Here is a 15,673-nt window from a genome sequence, read left to right as displayed (position 1 = left end):
GAACCGCAGCGCCTCGCAGTTGTTTATCGTCATCAAAGCCGCGTCACGCTCTCAGCGCCCTCGCGAGATCGGCCAGACGGTACGGCTTATAGACAAAAGGAAACTCATTGAAAGCGCCATACTCGTCGCGCAACGTGGCGAGCGGGTAGCCCGATGTCAACACCACCTTGACGTCCGGATACCCGGCGCGGACATGATGCGCCAGGTCCATGCCACTCATGCCGTGCGGCATGGTGATATCCGTGAAGACGACGTCGATATCGTTGCGTTCCTTCAGGATCGCCACCGCTTCGGAGGCGCTGGCGGCCACCACGACTTCATAGCCGATGCTGCGGAAGAGTTCCGTCGCAAGCCCCAGCACATCCGGTTCATCTTCGACCAGTAAAACCGTTTCGACTTTCGAAGCGGCAAAGGTACTCGCCGACTCGACCGCCTGCGCCATCGGCAGATAGAGATCGATGGTCGTGCCTTCTCCTTCGACGCTCGATATCACCACGTCGCCGCCCGACTGGGTAATGAACCCGTAGACCTGGCTCAGCCCTAGCCCTGTGCCCTTTCCTGCCGGCTTCGTCGTGAAGAACGGCTCGAACGCCTGTTCCAGCACTTTCTGCGGCATGCCCGTTCCCGTGTCGGATACGGAGATCCGCACATAGCGGCCAGCCGTCAGCACTGCCGTGACCGCTCTATCCGATTCGACGGTGGCCGTCGCGACCGTCACGGTCCCGCCATCGTGCATCGCGTCCACGGCGTTGACAACGAGATTGAGCAAGGTCGCTTCGAAGCGGGCGGCATCGACGAGCGCGAACGCGGAATCGCCCGTCAGGTTGAGTTCGCATTTCGTTCTGTTATCGGCGCGCACCTTCACCAGCATCGGCTCGAAGTCGCGGATCAACAGGTTCAGATCATGAACTTCAGGCCGCAACGGCTGCTGGCGCGCGAAAGACAGCAGTTGCTGCGTGAGCGAAGCGCCGCGATCGATGGCGCGGCGCATGCCATCGATCATCTTCATGTCCAGATGCGTGCGCGACTGCGTGGCCAGCACTTGCAGGCCGTTGGACAGCACGGCGAGCAGATTGTTGAAGTCGTGCGCGACGCCACCCGTGAGCCTGCCGATCGCTTCCATCTTCTGCGCCTGGAATAACGCCACATTGGCCTTTTCCAGCGCAGCCGCCGACTGCTTGCGTTCGGTAATGTCGCGCGTGACCTTGGCAAAACCGAGCAGTTCGCCGCGCTCGTCGCGAATGGCATCGACCACCACATGGGCCCAGAAGCGGCTGCCATCCTTGCGCACGCGCCATCCTTCGCGTTCCGCGCGGCCCTCGCGCGCCGCCGTGGCGAGAATCATGGCTGGTGCGCCGTCTGCTCTATCCGCGTCGGTATAGAAACACGAGAAATGCCGGCCAAGAATCTCGGCATGGCTGTACCCTTTGATCCGCTCGGCACCGACGTTCCAGCTCGTGACGACGCCTGCGGGCGACAGCATGTAGATCGCGTAGTCAGTGACGCCCTGTACGAGAATGCGGAATTGCTCAGCTGTCTCCGCTGTCTCGTGCGCCCTATGGTGCGTCTTGTGAATGTCGCTCATCTGGGACTGTCCGGTGGCGGGTTTCAATGACTGATTGTACGCCCCCGCTAAACGGCCTCGACATGGGCGCAGCTTATGGCCAGCAGCGGGGTTCGACGGCAATCCAGCGCGATGCGGGCAGGTTCTGACATCTCAGGACTGCGCGCACACAGGCTTTTGGGTGCGGCAGCCTCATGGCGGGCTGGCGCATTGCAACGTGGGCGTCGAGCGTGGCCGTCAGATCCCGGATGCGCGCCGGTTTGCGAAAGAACCGCGTCCAGGATTGCCGAAGGTCTGGCGGTTCGGCCGCCGCCGACAACAACACGATCGGCAACCCGCAATGTGCCGGCTGCTCATGCACCAGACGGCACAACTCCGCGCCGTCGATGCCGGGCATTTCGTAGTCCGTGATCATCAGATGGATGGCTTCGCGACGCAGGATATCCAGCGCGCCGTTGGCATCTCCTGCAACGCTCACATGATGACCGTCGCTTTCGAGCGCCAGTTGCAGCGACCACAGATTCTCCGCGTCGTCGTCGACCAGCAGTACATTTGCCACGGTTTGACTCGTAGTATCGGTCATGCGGATTCGCCGCGAGCGCCGCCGTTGGCGGCCGCCAGCAGATGGTTTCGGTTAACGGGGACCAGCAGCGCACTCGTTGCGCTGAAGATGCGTGCGCAACGAAAACCTCTTCGCGTCGTCACGGCGTGCCGCTTGCTGTGCTGAAAGCAGGGGCGCTCGACGGCCTCTTCGGCCGGTACATCGTGTACATCGAATGCCCATTGCTCGACACATTGCGTTGCCATGACTCGCCCCTTCTTGCACTTGGGTTACACACCCGGGTTACAGCCAGTCCGCAAACGATGTGCCGCAACCATTCAAGAGGAGACATCCAGCATGCAACGTGAAGACTTCGAACAGCAGTTGACGGCCCTGCTTCGCGACGCCGGGCCGGATACCGTCGCGGAACTGACGGACACGGCGATTGCCTGGTGGAACGGCGAGAGGCTGGTCTACGCGGATCTCAGCGCGGAAGGGACGGGCGCATTGGCGGGAGAGTTTGAACTCGACGCGCACCGGTGGGCAAAATGGAAAGACTGGCTAGCCGACTGGGTGACCGATCCCGTATTGAGCGTGCGCCACGATCTGCACGGCGCGGCATGAACGATCAGACGCAGGCAAATTCGGCTGTTCAGACCCGCCGAACCTGCCAACCAGCCAATCGACAGTCCGCACGCATACGCCGTGCCGGACCGGGCGCGCCCGTCATCCGGCACGAACGCGGTGACGCCAGCCGCGGGATCAATGCACCGCCTCGCGCAGGCCTGCGGCCGCCTCTGCAAGGCCGTGCCATGCAGGCTGGCCAGGCGCATAGCGCGCACGAATGTAGCCTGCCAGCTCCGCGAGCTGCTGATCGTCGAAGCTGTCCTTGAAGCCCGGCATATAGCCAAGCCCTTCCGTGGCGGGCTGAGCGATACCGTGCATCATCACGCGCAACAGGTTCTCCGGACTCGCCTGACTCACGCTGGTGTTCAGGCCCATCAGCGGACGCACGCCCAGATGGCCCACGCCGCCCGATTCCGCATGACATACCGCGCAAGCTGCCTCGAACATGCGCCGTCCGTTCTGCAAACCGGCCGCTGTCAGCGCATCCGCGTTTGCCCCTGCGGCGCGTTGCGCGGCCGCTTGCGCGGCGACGGCGGGATCGACGGGCGGAGAAAGCGAGGCGATATAGTGCGCTATCGCGCGGACATCCGGCTCGGGCAGGCTCGCCAGTCCCGCCACGACGGGCGCCATCGGTCCCGCGGCCACGCCGTGTTCGGCGGAGAACCCTGTGCGCAGATAGGTGAACAGCGCGTCTTCCGTCCACGGCACGGGCGCGGCTCGCGCAGCAACGAGCGCCGGCGCGTCCCAGCCCTCGGCGCTGCCGCCGCCCAGATACGCAAAGCCGCCCTTCTCCGCGCCCAGCGCGTTGCGCGGCGTATGGCACGCGCCGCAATGCGCCGCGCCATCCACCAGATATTTGCCGCGATTCCACAGCGCCGATTGCTGTGCGTCCGGCTGGTATTCGCGCGCGTCATGAAACAGCCAGTTCCAGCCCGCGACGAGCCGCCGCTGGTTCATCGGGAACGGCAGCTTCGTTTCGGGAGCGGCGTGCTGCACGGCAGGCTGCGACATCAGGTACGCGTATAGCGCCATCATGTCGGACTCGCTCATGTGCGCGAACGCCGTGTACGGGAACGCCGGATACAGATGCCGGCCGTCGCGTGCAATGCCCTGGCGCATCGCGCGCGCGAACGCTTCATAGGACCACGCGCCGATGCCCGTGTCGCGATCAGGCGTGATGTTGGTCGACCAGACGGTGCCGAACGGCGTCTGCAGCGCGAGGCCGCCTGCATTGAGGTTCCCGCCGGGCGCCGTATGACACACGGCGCAGTCGCCAGCAATCGCAACCTGGCGGCCGCGTTCGAGCATCGCCGCGCTCCACATCGACGCGTCGGCGCCTGCGCCTGCGGGCAATGGCGCAATCGGCGACGGCCCAGGCAGGATCGAGCACGCAAGCCCGATCAACCCTCCCGCCACCCCGCCGATGCCACCACCCGCCAGCCACCGCCGCCAGCGCGAGGGCCGCCGGGCTGCCGCGGGCGCGTCGAGCATGACGGCAGGACCGGCTGCGGCAAACGCGCGGCGAATCTGTTCCGGGTCGAACGGCGGGGCGCGAAAGCGCACGCCCGTGGCGTCGTAAAGCGCATTGGCGATCGCTGCCGCGACGGGCGCTGCCGCCTGCTCGATGCGTCGGTCGTCTAATGCGGAGCGCGGAGTGACATTCGATGCCCGCTCGTTTTGCGCGTCGATCAGATCATGCGAGACAGGCGTATCCGCGCCGCCCGTTTCGTCGTGCGCCGCACGCGCGATCCGGCGCACGCCGGTCGCGCGCGCAATCGCCTCTTCGATCTGCCACGCGGGCAGCCCTTGCAGCGCGGCGGCATCCGGTGTTCCCGCACCCTGGCCCGCCACCACGCGGCGCACGGCGATGTCGCCCGTTACGCGGTTGACGTCGAGATCGACCACCCACGCCGACCAGTCCATCGGCGGCGGCTCGGCGCGCGTGTTGCCCGGAGAATAATCGGGCAGCGCATCGACGCGCCGCGTCGCTTCGCGCGTCTGGCCGTCGAACGCAAAGCCACGCCCGCGCAGCCATGGCGAAGCAGGCGCCTGAGCAGCCTGTGGCGCAGCGCCCCACGCCGCGCGTTCGCTCACCATCCGAATGATTTCGCGCGCGCCCGCGTCGCGCGTGACATCGAGATGATCGAGCCGCAGTGCGACGGGATCGCGCCGCGCATCGTGCGCCACTTCGTCGATGAACGATTCGCGCGCGAATGCATGGGCCTGCGTGGGAATCAGCCGCGATGGATCGTCGACGGCGACGCTCGCGTGTGCATGGCGATACAGCAGCGGCGGCAGCGATGCTTGCGTGCGGGAGCCACGCGCCTCGCTCGCCGTATCGCCGACGCGCGCGCGATAGTGCCACTTCGCCATCGTGCCGTCCGCCGCGACGCTCGCTTCGACAACGAGCTGCGCATCGGCATCGATGCCATCGGCGGGCCATGCGTAGTGCGCGCGGCGACGCGCAGCCGCATCGTCTTCACCTTCCGTCAAGAACGCGCCGCCTTGCTTCAGCCGCAATGCCTGCGAATCGTCCTCGCTCATCGCGGCCTCATTGCCCATGTTGCTGCTGCAGATACAACGCCGCGCGCTTCACGGCCCGCACGATCTCGAGATGCGTGCCGCAACGGCACAGGTTAAAGCGCAGTGCGTCGCGAATCGCGTCGTCGTCCGGCGAGGGATTGCTTGCAAGCAGCGCCGCCGTGCTCATGATCATGCCGTTCAGACAGTATCCGCATTGCGCTGCCTGCTCGTCGATGAACGCGCGTTGCACAGGGTGCAGCGCGTCGGGCGTACCGAGCCCTTCGAGCGTCGTCACTTCGCGCGCGTGCGCCGCCGCGACGGGCACGACACACGAGCGCGCGGCCTGACCATCGACGAGCACCGTGCACGCGCCGCACTGACCAAGACCGCAGCCGTACTTCGGGCCGTTCAGCTCGCAGTCGTTGCGCAGGATGTAGAGGAGCGGCGTATCGGGCGTCGCGCCTTCGATGGTGCGCGTCTCGCCGTTCACCTTCAGCGTGAGCGGCTGCGCGTGGGAAGCGGATTGCAACATGAACTGACTCGTTAAGGATGTGCCGGAGCTGCGCGACGCCGCTGTTGCAACCCGCCTTGCAGCCGTCCGCAGCCCGGTCAGCGTGCATTGCGCGATGACGCGCAGGCGACACGCCGCACCGAACCTTATAACCCGCCGAAATTCCGCCCGCTGCGGCGTTACGCGGTGGCGGGTTCCTGCGCGCCCGCCACTTGCGGCGACACGAGCGGCACGTCGAAGACGTCGTACGCGAACACCCATGCCGGGTCTTCGTTCGTGCGCAGCCAGGTGTTGTTGTGCGACACCAGTTGCACCTTCGACGCTCGCGCCGCGCGATTGGCCTCGTAGAGCGCGAACGCGCCCGCGTAGTCGGTTGCGCCCGTTTCGTCGAGGCAGCGCGCCAGCATCGCCGCGTCTTCGATCGCCATCGCCGCGCCTTGCGCCATGTGCGGCTTCATCGGATGACAGGCATCGCCGAGCAACACGAGACGGCCACGGCTCCACAACGGCAGCGGATCGCGTTCGAGCAGCGGCCACTTGGTGATGGACGGCGACACGTCGATCAGATTCTGCACATCGGGATGAAAACCTTCGAACGCCTCGCGCATTTCGTCGCGGCTGCTATCCATCATCGACACGCCCGTGGGCCACTCCGCTTGCGGCACGCCCGTCACGTAGTAATACTCGTCGCGCTTCTCGGTCACGTAGTAGACCATCATGTGACGGTCTTCCGACCACCACTTCACGCACATGTCGTAAGGACGGTTGCCGAGCAGCGACGCCGGAAACACCGCGCGATGCGCGACATAGCCCGTATAGCGCGGCGGCTCCGCGCCGAGCAGATGCTCGCGGATCTTCGAGTTCACGCCATCCGCGCCGATCACGAGGTCCGCCACCTCCACACTGCCGTCGGCAAACGTGAGGCGCACATCGCTGCCCGTGTCTTCGACCGATTGCAGGCACTTGCCGAAGCTGATCGTGCCAGGCGTCACAGCTTCCGTCATCAGCGCATGAAAGTCGCCGCGATGCACGGTGAGATAGCTCGCCCCGTACGTCTTCAACGCGTAGTCGCCGAGCGGAATCTGCGCAATTGCCTCGGCCGTCTTCCAGTCGCGGCTGTACCAGTAGTCGGGATGCGAACCCATGACGTTCAGCGCGTCCTCGCAGCCGATGCGCCGCATGATCTTCATCACGTTCGGGCCAAGGTGAATGCCCGCGCCAAGGCGCGAGAACGCGGGCGCCTGCTCGTAGAGACGCACGTCGTGGCCGGCGCGCTGCAGCAGGGCGGCGGCTGCGACGCCGCCGAGGCCGGCGCCAATGATGGCGATACGGGGTTTGCTCATGGGTTCTCCAGGTGGTGCGCCCGCGCCGCGCTGCGGAGTGCCGTGCTGTGCTGTGCTGTGCGCCGACGGGCCGGGTTGAGTCGAATACGATTCGATTTGAATGTAGCGTACACATTAGAAAATAAATCGGCAAGCACAATGTTTTCCGGTTAACCACCTACGACATTCCGCGCACTTTCACCTATATATGATGCATGACGCCGGATGAAATTATTTCTCCCCGTTGTGCATTTAAAATGTACACGCTAGACTTTGCGCAAATCTCCGACGACACCCGCAACGGCGGGCCTCGTCGCCGCCCAACTGGAATGGAGTGCGCGTCATGAGCAAGACTTATCGGATCGGCCAGATCGTGCCGAGCTCGAACACCACGATGGAAACCGAAATTCCGGCGATGCTGCGTCTGCGCGAAGCGATCCGCCCGGAGCGCTTCACGTTTCATTCGAGCCGCATGCGCATGAAGAAGGTCGTGAAGGAAGAGCTTGCCGCGATGGACGCGGAATCGGACCGTTGCGCGATCGAGCTTTCCGATGCACGCGTCGACGTGCTGGGTTATGCGTGCCTCGTCGCGATCATGGCGATGGGACGCGGCTATCACCGCGTGTCGCAGGCGCGCCTGACGAAGCACACGGCGGAGAACGGCGCGGCAGCACCCGTGCTGACCAGCGCGGGCGCGCTCGTCGATGCGCTCAGGGTGATCGGCGCGAAGCGCATCGTCGTCGTCGCGCCGTACATGAAGCCGCTGACGGAACTGGTGGTCGATTACATCCGCAACGAAGGTTATGAAGTGCTCGACTATCGCGCGCTCGAGATCCCCGACAACCTCGAAGTTGGCCGTCACGATCCCGCGCGCCTGCCCGCGATCGTCAAGACGCTGAACTATGCGGATGCCGACGCGATCGTCCTGTCCGCCTGCGTGCAGATGCCGTCGCTGGCCGCCGTCGCGAAGGTCGAGGCGATGACGGGCAAGCCGGTGATCACAGCCGCCATCGCCACGACTTACGCGATGCTGCGCGAACTGGATCTCGAACCGATCGTCCCCGGCGCGGGCGCGCTTCTTTCGGGTGCTTATTGAGTCCCCGCATATCGGGTCGTGCCAATCCCATTCACCGGAGCGTCAAATGTCCAGCACTTTCCTCTACGGCGCGAACATCGCCGCCAATGGCATCCGCCAGCACTATCTGCGCTACGGCGGCACAGGCGGCGAGCGTGGCGCGCGCGCTGCCGTCATCGTGATTCCGGGCATCACGAGTCCTGCCGTGACGTGGGGCTTCGTCGGCGAAGTGTTCGGCGCCAGCTTCGATACCTACGTGATCGACGTGCGTGGACGCGGCCTGTCGGAAGCATCGGACACGCTCGACTACAGCCTCGACGCGCAGGCCGGGGACGTCGCCGCGCTGGCGGCCGCGCTGGGTCTGGAACGTTTCGCGCTCGTCGGACATTCGATGGGCGCGCGCATCGCCGCACGCGCCGCATTGCTTGCGCCGCGCGGACTGGAACGCGTGGTGCTGGTCGATCCGCCCGTTTCCGGGCCGGGCCGCCGCGCGTATCCGGGCAAGCTGCCCTGGTATGTCGATTCGATGGCGCTCGCGCGCAAAGGCACGGACGCCGAAGGCATGCGCGCATTCTGCCCCACGTGGACCAACGAAGAACTGCGCCTGCGCGCCGAGTGGCTGCACACCTGCGACGAGCGCGCCGTGCTCGCGTCGTATGAAGGCTTTCATACCGACGATTTCCACGCCGACGCCGCGCGACTGAACGTGCCCTCACTGCTCGTCACGGCTGAACGCGGCGACGTGGTGCGCGACGAAGACGTCGCCGAACTGCAGCGCGCAACACCCACGATGCAGCACGTTCGCGTGCCCGATGCCGGTCACATGATTCCGTGGGACAACGCAGCGGGTTTTTACGACGCGTTCGGCACCTTCCTCGGCGCGCCGCTCACGCAAAAGGCCGCCTCGATCTGACGCATCCATTGGAGAACACACGATGTCCATCAGCGACTACCAACTGATCGAAGCGTGGAAGGAAGTGCTCACGCTCTCGCGTCTCGAAGCGGGGCAGACGGTCACGATCCTGACGAGCGCCGCCACGCATCCGCAGACACTCGCGTGCGCGTTGATCGCCACGCAGTCGATGGGGGCGATCGTCAACCGGCTCGACCTGCCGCCCGTGAACGGCGACAAGGCCTTCAGCCGCGATTCGCTCGCATATCTCGGCACCACGCCGCTCACGGGCAACCGCGCGGCCATCGCGGCGCTCAAGGAAAGCGATCTGGTGCTGGACCTGATGACGCTGCTGTTCTCGCCCGAGCAGCACGACATCCTGAAGTCGGGCACGAAAATCCTGCTCGCGGTCGAGCCGCCCGAAGTGCTCGCGCGCCTCGTGCCGACCGTCGCCGACCGCGAGCGCGTGCTCGCCGCGACCAGGAAGATCGGCGCCGCGCGCGAGATGCGTGTTTCGTCGCCGGCGGGCACCGCGCTCGTCTGTCCGATGGGCGAGTTCGGACCGATCGCCGAATACGGCTTCGTCGACGAGCCGGGCCGCTGGGACCACTGGCCGAGCGGCTTCGCGCTGACGTTCCCGAACGATCGCACCGCGCACGGCACGATCGTGATCGATCGCGGCGACATCCTGCTGCCGCAAAAGCGCTACGTGAGCGAGCCCATCGTGCTGACAGTGGAAGGCGGCTATGCGACGAAGATCGAAGGCGGCGTCGATGCGGCCTTGCTGCGCGACTACATGGAAACCTTCGACGACCCGGAAGGCTACGCGATCTCGCACATCGGCTGGGGTTTGCAGCCGCGCGCCCGCTGGTCGACGCTCGGCCTCTACGACCGCGAGGCGACCATCGGCATGGACGCGCGCGCGTTCGAGGGCAATTTCCTGTTTTCGCTCGGACCGAATAACGAAGGCGGCGGCAGCCGCACCACGACGTGTCATATCGACATTCCGCTGCGCGCTTGCACCGTGAAGCTCGACGATGAAGTCGTCGTGCGCGACGGCCGCGTGGTCGGATGACAGCATCAGCGCACGCAACCCCGGACACCGGACACCGGACACTCACCATGACTGATCTCACGCAACACGCCGAAGCCAATGTCTACCGGCAACAGGGCTTCGGCACGCCGTTGCCCGTGCACGGCAATATCGGCCTTTTGATCATCGACTTCGTAGTCGGCTTCGCAGACCCCGATATCTTCGGCGGCGGCAACATCAAGGCCGCTATCGCACGCACGCGGGATGTGCTCGCGCTTGCGCGCAGCAACGGCTGGCCCGTCGCGCACAGCCGCATCGTCTACGCGGACGACGGCAGCGACGACAACGTGTTCTCGCTGAAAGTGCCCGGCATGGCCACGCTTACGGAAGACCATCCGAACAGTGCGATCGTACCCGAGCTGACCCCGGTGCGCGGCGAACTCGTGGTGCGCAAGACGGTTCCGTCAGCGCTCTTCGGCACGCAGCTCGCACCGTGGCTGACGCAGCGCGCGGTGCAGACGCTGCTGGTCGCGGGCGCCGTCACCAGCGGCTGCGTGCGCGCGAGCGTGGTCGATGCGATGTCGCATGGCTTCCGGCCGCTGGTGCTGTCCGATTGCGTCGGCGACCGCGCGATCGAGCCGCACAACGCGAACCTGTTCGACATGCAGCAGAAGTACGCGGCCGTGATGCCGCTCGCGCAGGCTATCGCCGAGATCGAAACCGCACAGCGGCGCTGACATGGCACGCGGTTGACGCTGTCAATTTGTCCGCTTAGTTTGGCTATCTGGCGTGAATGCGATCGGGACGGACACACCGTCCTCACTGGAACTCTCTGCCGTGAACCGCTCCGAATTGCTTGCGCGCGAAGGCTGTCTCACTGTCGCGCGACCACCCGCACGACCCGTCAAGCCCGCGCCCGGCCAGCCTGGCAGCCTCTCGTCGTTCGTGCCCGAGGCGGCGGAGGTGTTCGTCGCGATACTCGACGACGGCCGCATTCTCGCCTTCAACGGTCATGTCGATCTCGGCACGGGTATCCGCACGGCGCTTGCGCAGATCGTCGCGGAAGAACTGGACGTGCCCGCCGCGCGCGTGGACATGCAGCTCGGACATACGGCCGTCACGCCGAACCAGGGGCCGACCATTGCGAGCGCGTCGATCCAGATTTCCGCGGCGCCCTTGCGTTGCGCCGCCGCGCAGGCACGACACGCATTGCTGCAACTCGCGGCGGAGCACTTCGGCACGCAGATCGAAGCGCTCGCCACCGACAACGCCGACGTCTTTGTCGCCGCCACGCCCGATGCGCGCCGCGTGAGCTTCGCCGCGCTCGTTGCGGGCAAACGCATCGCGCTCGATCTCGACCTGAAGGCACGCGTGAAAGAGCCGTCGGCGTATCGCGTGATTGGCCAGTCTGCGCCGCGTGTGGACATACCCGCCAAGGCGACGGGCATGCTCACGTTCGTACACGATATGCGCGTGCCGGGCATGCTGCATGGACGCGTGGTGCGGCCGCCGTATGCGGGCCTCGATCGCGGCGCGTTCGTCGGCGGCCTGCTCGATAGCGTGGACCGCGAATCGGTTGCGCACGTGGCGGGCTTGCGTGCCGTCGTCGTGCTGGGCGATTTCGTCGGCGTGGTTTGCGAGCGCGAGGAACAGGCGATCCGCGCCGCGCGCGATCTGCGCGTGACATGGAAGCCCCTGCCCGATCTGCCTTCGCTCGACGATCCCGCTGCCGCGATTGCCTCTGCACCCGCCACGCGCCGCCCGCTGCTCGAAGAAGGCGACGTCGAAGCCGCGCGACGCGCGCCCGACACGCTGACCCTTTCGCGCACCTACGTATGGCCGTATCAGATGCATGGCTCGATCGGGCCGTCATGCGCGCTTGCGGATTATCGCGAGCCGGGTTCGGGCCGCATCACCGTCTGGTCCGGCACGCAGAACCCCGTCTCGCTGCGCTACGACCTCGCGACGCTCGTGGGCCGCGACGAAGCCGACATCGATGTCGTGCGGATGGAAGCTGCCGGCTGTTATGGGCGCAATTGCGCCGACGACGTGTGCGGCGACGCGCTGCTGCTATCGCGTGCAGTGGGACAGCCGGTACGCGTGCAGCTTTCGCGTGCCGACGAGCATGCGTGGGAGCCGAAGGGCACGGGGCAAGTCGTGAACGTGACGGGCAGCGTGACGCGCGATGGCCGCATGACGGGCTACGATTTCGTCACGCGTTATCCGTCGAACGATGCGCCGATGCTCGCGTCGCTGCTGACACGCGTCGTCGCCAGCGAGCCGCGCATCTTCGAGATGGGCGATCGCACGGCCGTCTCGCCGTATGTGAGCCCGAATCGCCGCTTCGTCTGCGAGGATCTGGCGCCCATCGTGCGATCCGCGTGGCTGCGCGGCGTGTCGGCGCTGCCGAACTCGTTCGCGCACGATTCATTCGCCGACGAGCTGGCTGCGCTGACAGGCGTGGACGCGCTCGAATTCCGCTTGCGCCATCTCGACGATTCGCGCGCTGCCGAACTGCTCGAAACCGTTGCGAAGCGCGCGGGCTGGAAAACACGCGCGCCTCGCAATACGCCAGTGCAAGGCGGAGAACGCTTCGTGCGGGGAAGAGGTATCGCGTACGCCCGCTATGTGCATAGCCGCTTTCCGGGCTTCGGGGCTGCCTGGGCCGCGTGGGTGGCCGAACTCGTCGTCGACCGGGTGACGGGGGAAATCCGCGTCGAGCGCATCACCATCGGCCAGGACACGGGCACGATGATCAACCCCGACGGCGTGCGCCATCAGATACATGGCAACGTGGTGCAGGTGCTGAGCCGCTCGCTGAAGGAGCGCGTGCGTTTCGCGCAGGGAAAGGTCGCCAGCCGCGAATGGGGCAGTTACCCGATCCTGACTTTTCCGGAGTTGCCTGCAATCGATGTCGTGCTGATGCCGCGCCAGGGCGAGCCGCCGCTAGGCGCGGGCGAATCGGCATCCGTGCCGGGACCGGCCGCGCTCGCCAACGCGATTTACGATGCGACGGGCGTGCGTTTCTGCGCGGCGCCCTTTACGCCCGACACGATCCGCGCCGGATTACGCGAGGCGGGCGTGCTGCTCGACGCACAGCGCGCGCCGCAGGTTTGACGCCACGCCAGCCATTCACTCGCCGTCCGATTCCATCATCTTGCGCAGCAGGAACAGCAGGGCCACGCGTTCGCCCGCGTTGAGCGTGCCGTAGGTGCGCTCGGTCACCTGTTTAGCGAACGGCACCGTTCGCTCGATCAACGCGAGGCCGGCGGGAGTCGTGCGCACGAGCAGCTTGCGGCCGTCGTTCGGGTCGGGCAGGACTTCGATCAGGGCGCGTGCCTTCAGGCGCTCGACCACGCCGCGAATGGTCGCCTGATCGATTGCGGTCGCCTTGACGATGTCGTTGAGCGAACAGCCCTGCGTCTCCTTCACCGCGCAAAGCGTGACGAATTGCGCAGCCGTGAGATCGGAATCGGGAATGGCTTCCTGAAAGATCGACACGTGACGCTGATAGGCACGGCGCAGCAGATGGCCTACCTGGTCGTGAAAGTCGTAAGAGTCCTTGTGAGACGGCATGAACGTACGGCCTGCGATAGGCCGGTTGATGAAAACGATGCAGTGTACACCCTCAACCTTGGCATGCGATATGCGAGCCCGGATTGTGTTTGCTCCAGATCAGCAGCCGTAAGAGAAATGTCGCTCGATGTTGCGCCGCACGCAAAAAGGTCTTCGCTAACGTCTTCTTTCCCCGTGCATGCCTGACGGCGTGACTTCGCCCGCCTCGACATGGGTTGCCGAGCCCGCGCCGCCGATCTTCCGGAGGTCTCCCGATTCCAGCGAGCACACTTCATATTTGAGCGCATACGCACAAATTACGTGCGGAACCAGCACCATTCGACAGCATTTTTTGCATCGGTACTGCTTTGGCAAACGCCTTGCCATGTATGCACGATTCGCGCTTTTCGTGACGCTTCAGAAAATCCGGCGATCTTCCGGACACCAGGGTAATTTCGAGCGTATACGCTTATATTTTGACATGCTATACAGATGTCTGTGAGCGTTCGATGTGTGCACGCATCGGACGGCAAACTTCAATTCGACCCATCCCAACAGGGAGTCCTCATGTCCACCGTGCAATCCGGCAGCGCCGCTCTCTCTCCCGCCGCCACCCAACACGGCGAGCTATACCGCAAGGTCACGTTCCGCCTGATCACCATCTTCTGCCTGTGTTATTTCGCGGCGTATCTCGACCGCATCAACATCGGGCTCGCGAAGTTGCAGATGCTCGACGCGCTGAAATTCAGCGACACGATTTACGGTCTTGGCGCTGGCCTGTTCTTTGCGGGCTATATCCTGTTCGAGGTGCCGAGCAACCTGATCTTGCAACGCGTGGGCGCCAAGCTGTGGATTGCGCGCATCATGATTACGTGGGGCATTCTGTCGGGCGCGACGATGTTCGTGACGACGCCGGTGCAGTTCTACGTGGTGCGTTTTCTGCTCGGCGTGGCCGAGGCGGGCTTTCTGCCCGGCGTGCTGCTCTATCTGACGCAGTGGTATCCCGATGCACGGCGTGCGCGCATCGTGGCGCTGTTCATGGTTGGTCTGCCGTTATCGAGCATGATTGGCAGCCCGATTTCCGGCTGGATCATGCGCTTCTTCGATGGCGCGCACGGTCTTGGCGGCTGGCAATGGCTGTTCCTGATCGAAGCGCTGCCTTCTGTGGTGCTGGGCTTTGCGATCTTGCGCTGGCTGCCGAACAACATCGAATCGGCGAACTGGCTCGACGCGAACGAGAAGCGCGTGTTGCGTGCGAATCTCGATGCTGATCCTGCCGGCAACAAGAGCCACGCGCTCGGCGCGGCGTTCGTCGATCCGAAGGTGTGGGCGCTTGGGCTGATCGATTTGTGTGTGTTGCTCGGGCTTTATGCTGTGAGCTTTTGGCTGCCTTCGATCTTGCGCGATACGGGCGTCAAGGACGCGTACACGATTGGCTGGCTGATGGCGGTGCCTAATGCCGTCGCTGTGATCGGTACGCTGTGGTGTGGCGCGAGTTCGGATCGCATGCGGGAGCGGCGCTGGCATATCGTGGTGCCGTTTGCGGTTGCTGCTGTTGCGCTGGCAGTTGCCGCGGGTGGGTCGCATGGCACGCTGACCACTGTGCTTTTGTTTTCGCTCGTGAATGCGGGTGCGGCGGCCGCGATGCCTGTGGTTTGGGCTTTGCCTTCGACTTTTTTGAAAGGGTCGGCGGCGGCGGGTGGGATCGCCTTTGCATGCTCTATCGCCAATCTTGGCGGGTTTGGGAGTACCTATTTCATCGGATGGTTGCGGGATACTTTTCACTCGCAGAGTGCTGGGCTTTATGGGTTCGCCGTTTGCATGATTATGGGGTGTGTGTTGGCGCTTTCTTATTCGAAGCAGGTGGTTAATCGTTAGCGGTTTTTGCTGCGCATGTGGGTTGGGGGTTTTTTGCTTTTGCGCTGGCGTCCGCGATTTGCCTTTGCTTTCGCGGGCATCCGCGATGCGTTATCTCGCCTCACGCGTCGCCCCTGTGCGGGGCGGCACCTACTTTTCTTTGCCGCCGCAAA

General features: G+C 64.8%; 13 protein-coding genes. 7 read left to right on the top strand and 6 right to left on the bottom strand.

Annotation, left to right across the window (positions count from 1 at the left end):
- Nucleotides 1-43: 43 nt before the first annotated feature.
- A complete protein-coding gene (locus KFO72_RS30535; protein WP_225033694.1) occupies nucleotides 44-1,585 on the bottom strand; it encodes an ATP-binding protein in 1,542 nt (513 codons plus the stop codon).
- Nucleotides 1,586-1,658: 73 nt separating this feature from the next.
- Nucleotides 1,659-2,123: a response regulator gene (locus KFO72_RS30530; RefSeq protein WP_225033693.1), complete on the bottom strand. Its 465-nt coding sequence runs from the start codon at nucleotides 2,121-2,123 to the stop codon at nucleotides 1,659-1,661.
- A 339-nt stretch (nucleotides 2,124-2,462) separates the two neighbouring features.
- Here KFO72_RS30530 and KFO72_RS30525 point away from each other — a divergent pair, with 339 nt between their 5' ends.
- Nucleotides 2,463-2,729, top strand: a complete 267-nt coding sequence (locus tag KFO72_RS30525; protein WP_060609810.1) for a hypothetical protein — start codon at nucleotides 2,463-2,465, stop codon at nucleotides 2,727-2,729.
- A 138-nt stretch (nucleotides 2,730-2,867) separates the two neighbouring features.
- On the opposite strand, the gene KFO72_RS30520 is transcribed toward KFO72_RS30525, so the two are convergent.
- From KFO72_RS30520 to KFO72_RS30510, 3 genes are all read right to left on the bottom strand, one after another.
- The gene (locus tag KFO72_RS30520; RefSeq protein WP_225033692.1) at nucleotides 2,868-5,276 is read right to left on the bottom strand and encodes a c-type cytochrome; all 2,409 of its coding nucleotides are present in this window, start codon (nucleotides 5,274-5,276) and stop codon (nucleotides 2,868-2,870) included.
- A gap of 7 nt (nucleotides 5,277-5,283) precedes the next feature.
- Nucleotides 5,284-5,787 (bottom strand): (2Fe-2S)-binding protein, encoded by a 504-nt coding sequence (locus tag KFO72_RS30515; RefSeq protein ID WP_225033691.1) that lies wholly within the window; start codon nucleotides 5,785-5,787, stop codon nucleotides 5,284-5,286.
- A gap of 158 nt (nucleotides 5,788-5,945) precedes the next feature.
- Nucleotides 5,946-7,109, bottom strand: a complete 1,164-nt coding sequence (locus tag KFO72_RS30510; RefSeq protein WP_054931518.1) for an FAD-dependent monooxygenase — start codon at nucleotides 7,107-7,109, stop codon at nucleotides 5,946-5,948.
- 322 nt (nucleotides 7,110-7,431) lie between these two features.
- On the opposite strand from KFO72_RS30510, the gene KFO72_RS30505 reads away from it, so the two are divergent.
- From KFO72_RS30505 to KFO72_RS30485, 5 genes are all read left to right on the top strand, one after another.
- On the top strand, nucleotides 7,432-8,184 hold the full coding sequence (locus KFO72_RS30505; RefSeq protein ID WP_054931517.1) for an Asp/Glu racemase: 753 nt from the start codon (nucleotides 7,432-7,434) through the stop codon (nucleotides 8,182-8,184).
- Nucleotides 8,185-8,230: 46 nt separating this feature from the next.
- Nucleotides 8,231-9,076 carry an alpha/beta fold hydrolase gene (locus KFO72_RS30500; protein WP_054931516.1) on the top strand — a complete coding sequence of 282 codons (846 nt, stop codon included), beginning with the start codon at nucleotides 8,231-8,233 and terminating at the stop codon, nucleotides 9,074-9,076.
- A 22-nt stretch (nucleotides 9,077-9,098) separates the two neighbouring features.
- Nucleotides 9,099-10,130 (top strand): 2,5-dihydroxypyridine 5,6-dioxygenase, encoded by a 1,032-nt coding sequence (locus tag KFO72_RS30495; protein ID WP_225033690.1) that lies wholly within the window; start codon nucleotides 9,099-9,101, stop codon nucleotides 10,128-10,130.
- Nucleotides 10,131-10,177: 47 nt separating this feature from the next.
- Nucleotides 10,178-10,825 carry an isochorismatase family protein gene (locus KFO72_RS30490; RefSeq protein ID WP_225033689.1) on the top strand — a complete coding sequence of 216 codons (648 nt, stop codon included), beginning with the start codon at nucleotides 10,178-10,180 and terminating at the stop codon, nucleotides 10,823-10,825.
- 100 nt (nucleotides 10,826-10,925) lie between these two features.
- The gene (locus tag KFO72_RS30485; protein ID WP_225033688.1) at nucleotides 10,926-13,205 is read left to right on the top strand and encodes a xanthine dehydrogenase family protein molybdopterin-binding subunit; all 2,280 of its coding nucleotides are present in this window, start codon (nucleotides 10,926-10,928) and stop codon (nucleotides 13,203-13,205) included.
- A 15-nt stretch (nucleotides 13,206-13,220) separates the two neighbouring features.
- Here the strand turns inward: KFO72_RS30485 and KFO72_RS30480 are convergent, their stop codons facing one another.
- The gene (locus KFO72_RS30480) at nucleotides 13,221-13,664 is read right to left on the bottom strand and encodes a MarR family winged helix-turn-helix transcriptional regulator (protein WP_035991956.1); all 444 of its coding nucleotides are present in this window, start codon (nucleotides 13,662-13,664) and stop codon (nucleotides 13,221-13,223) included.
- A gap of 546 nt (nucleotides 13,665-14,210) precedes the next feature.
- Here KFO72_RS30480 and KFO72_RS30475 point away from each other — a divergent pair.
- Nucleotides 14,211-15,521: an MFS transporter gene (locus tag KFO72_RS30475; RefSeq protein ID WP_054931513.1), complete on the top strand. Its 1,311-nt coding sequence runs from the start codon at nucleotides 14,211-14,213 to the stop codon at nucleotides 15,519-15,521.
- Nucleotides 15,522-15,673: the final 152 nt, after the last annotated feature.

Source organism: Paraburkholderia sp. XV (assembly GCF_020177535.1).
Classification (GTDB): domain Bacteria; phylum Pseudomonadota; class Gammaproteobacteria; order Burkholderiales; family Burkholderiaceae; genus Paraburkholderia; species Paraburkholderia caribensis.
Note: the sequence above shows the minus strand (reverse complement) of the source record. Positions and strands in the feature narration are given on the sequence as shown.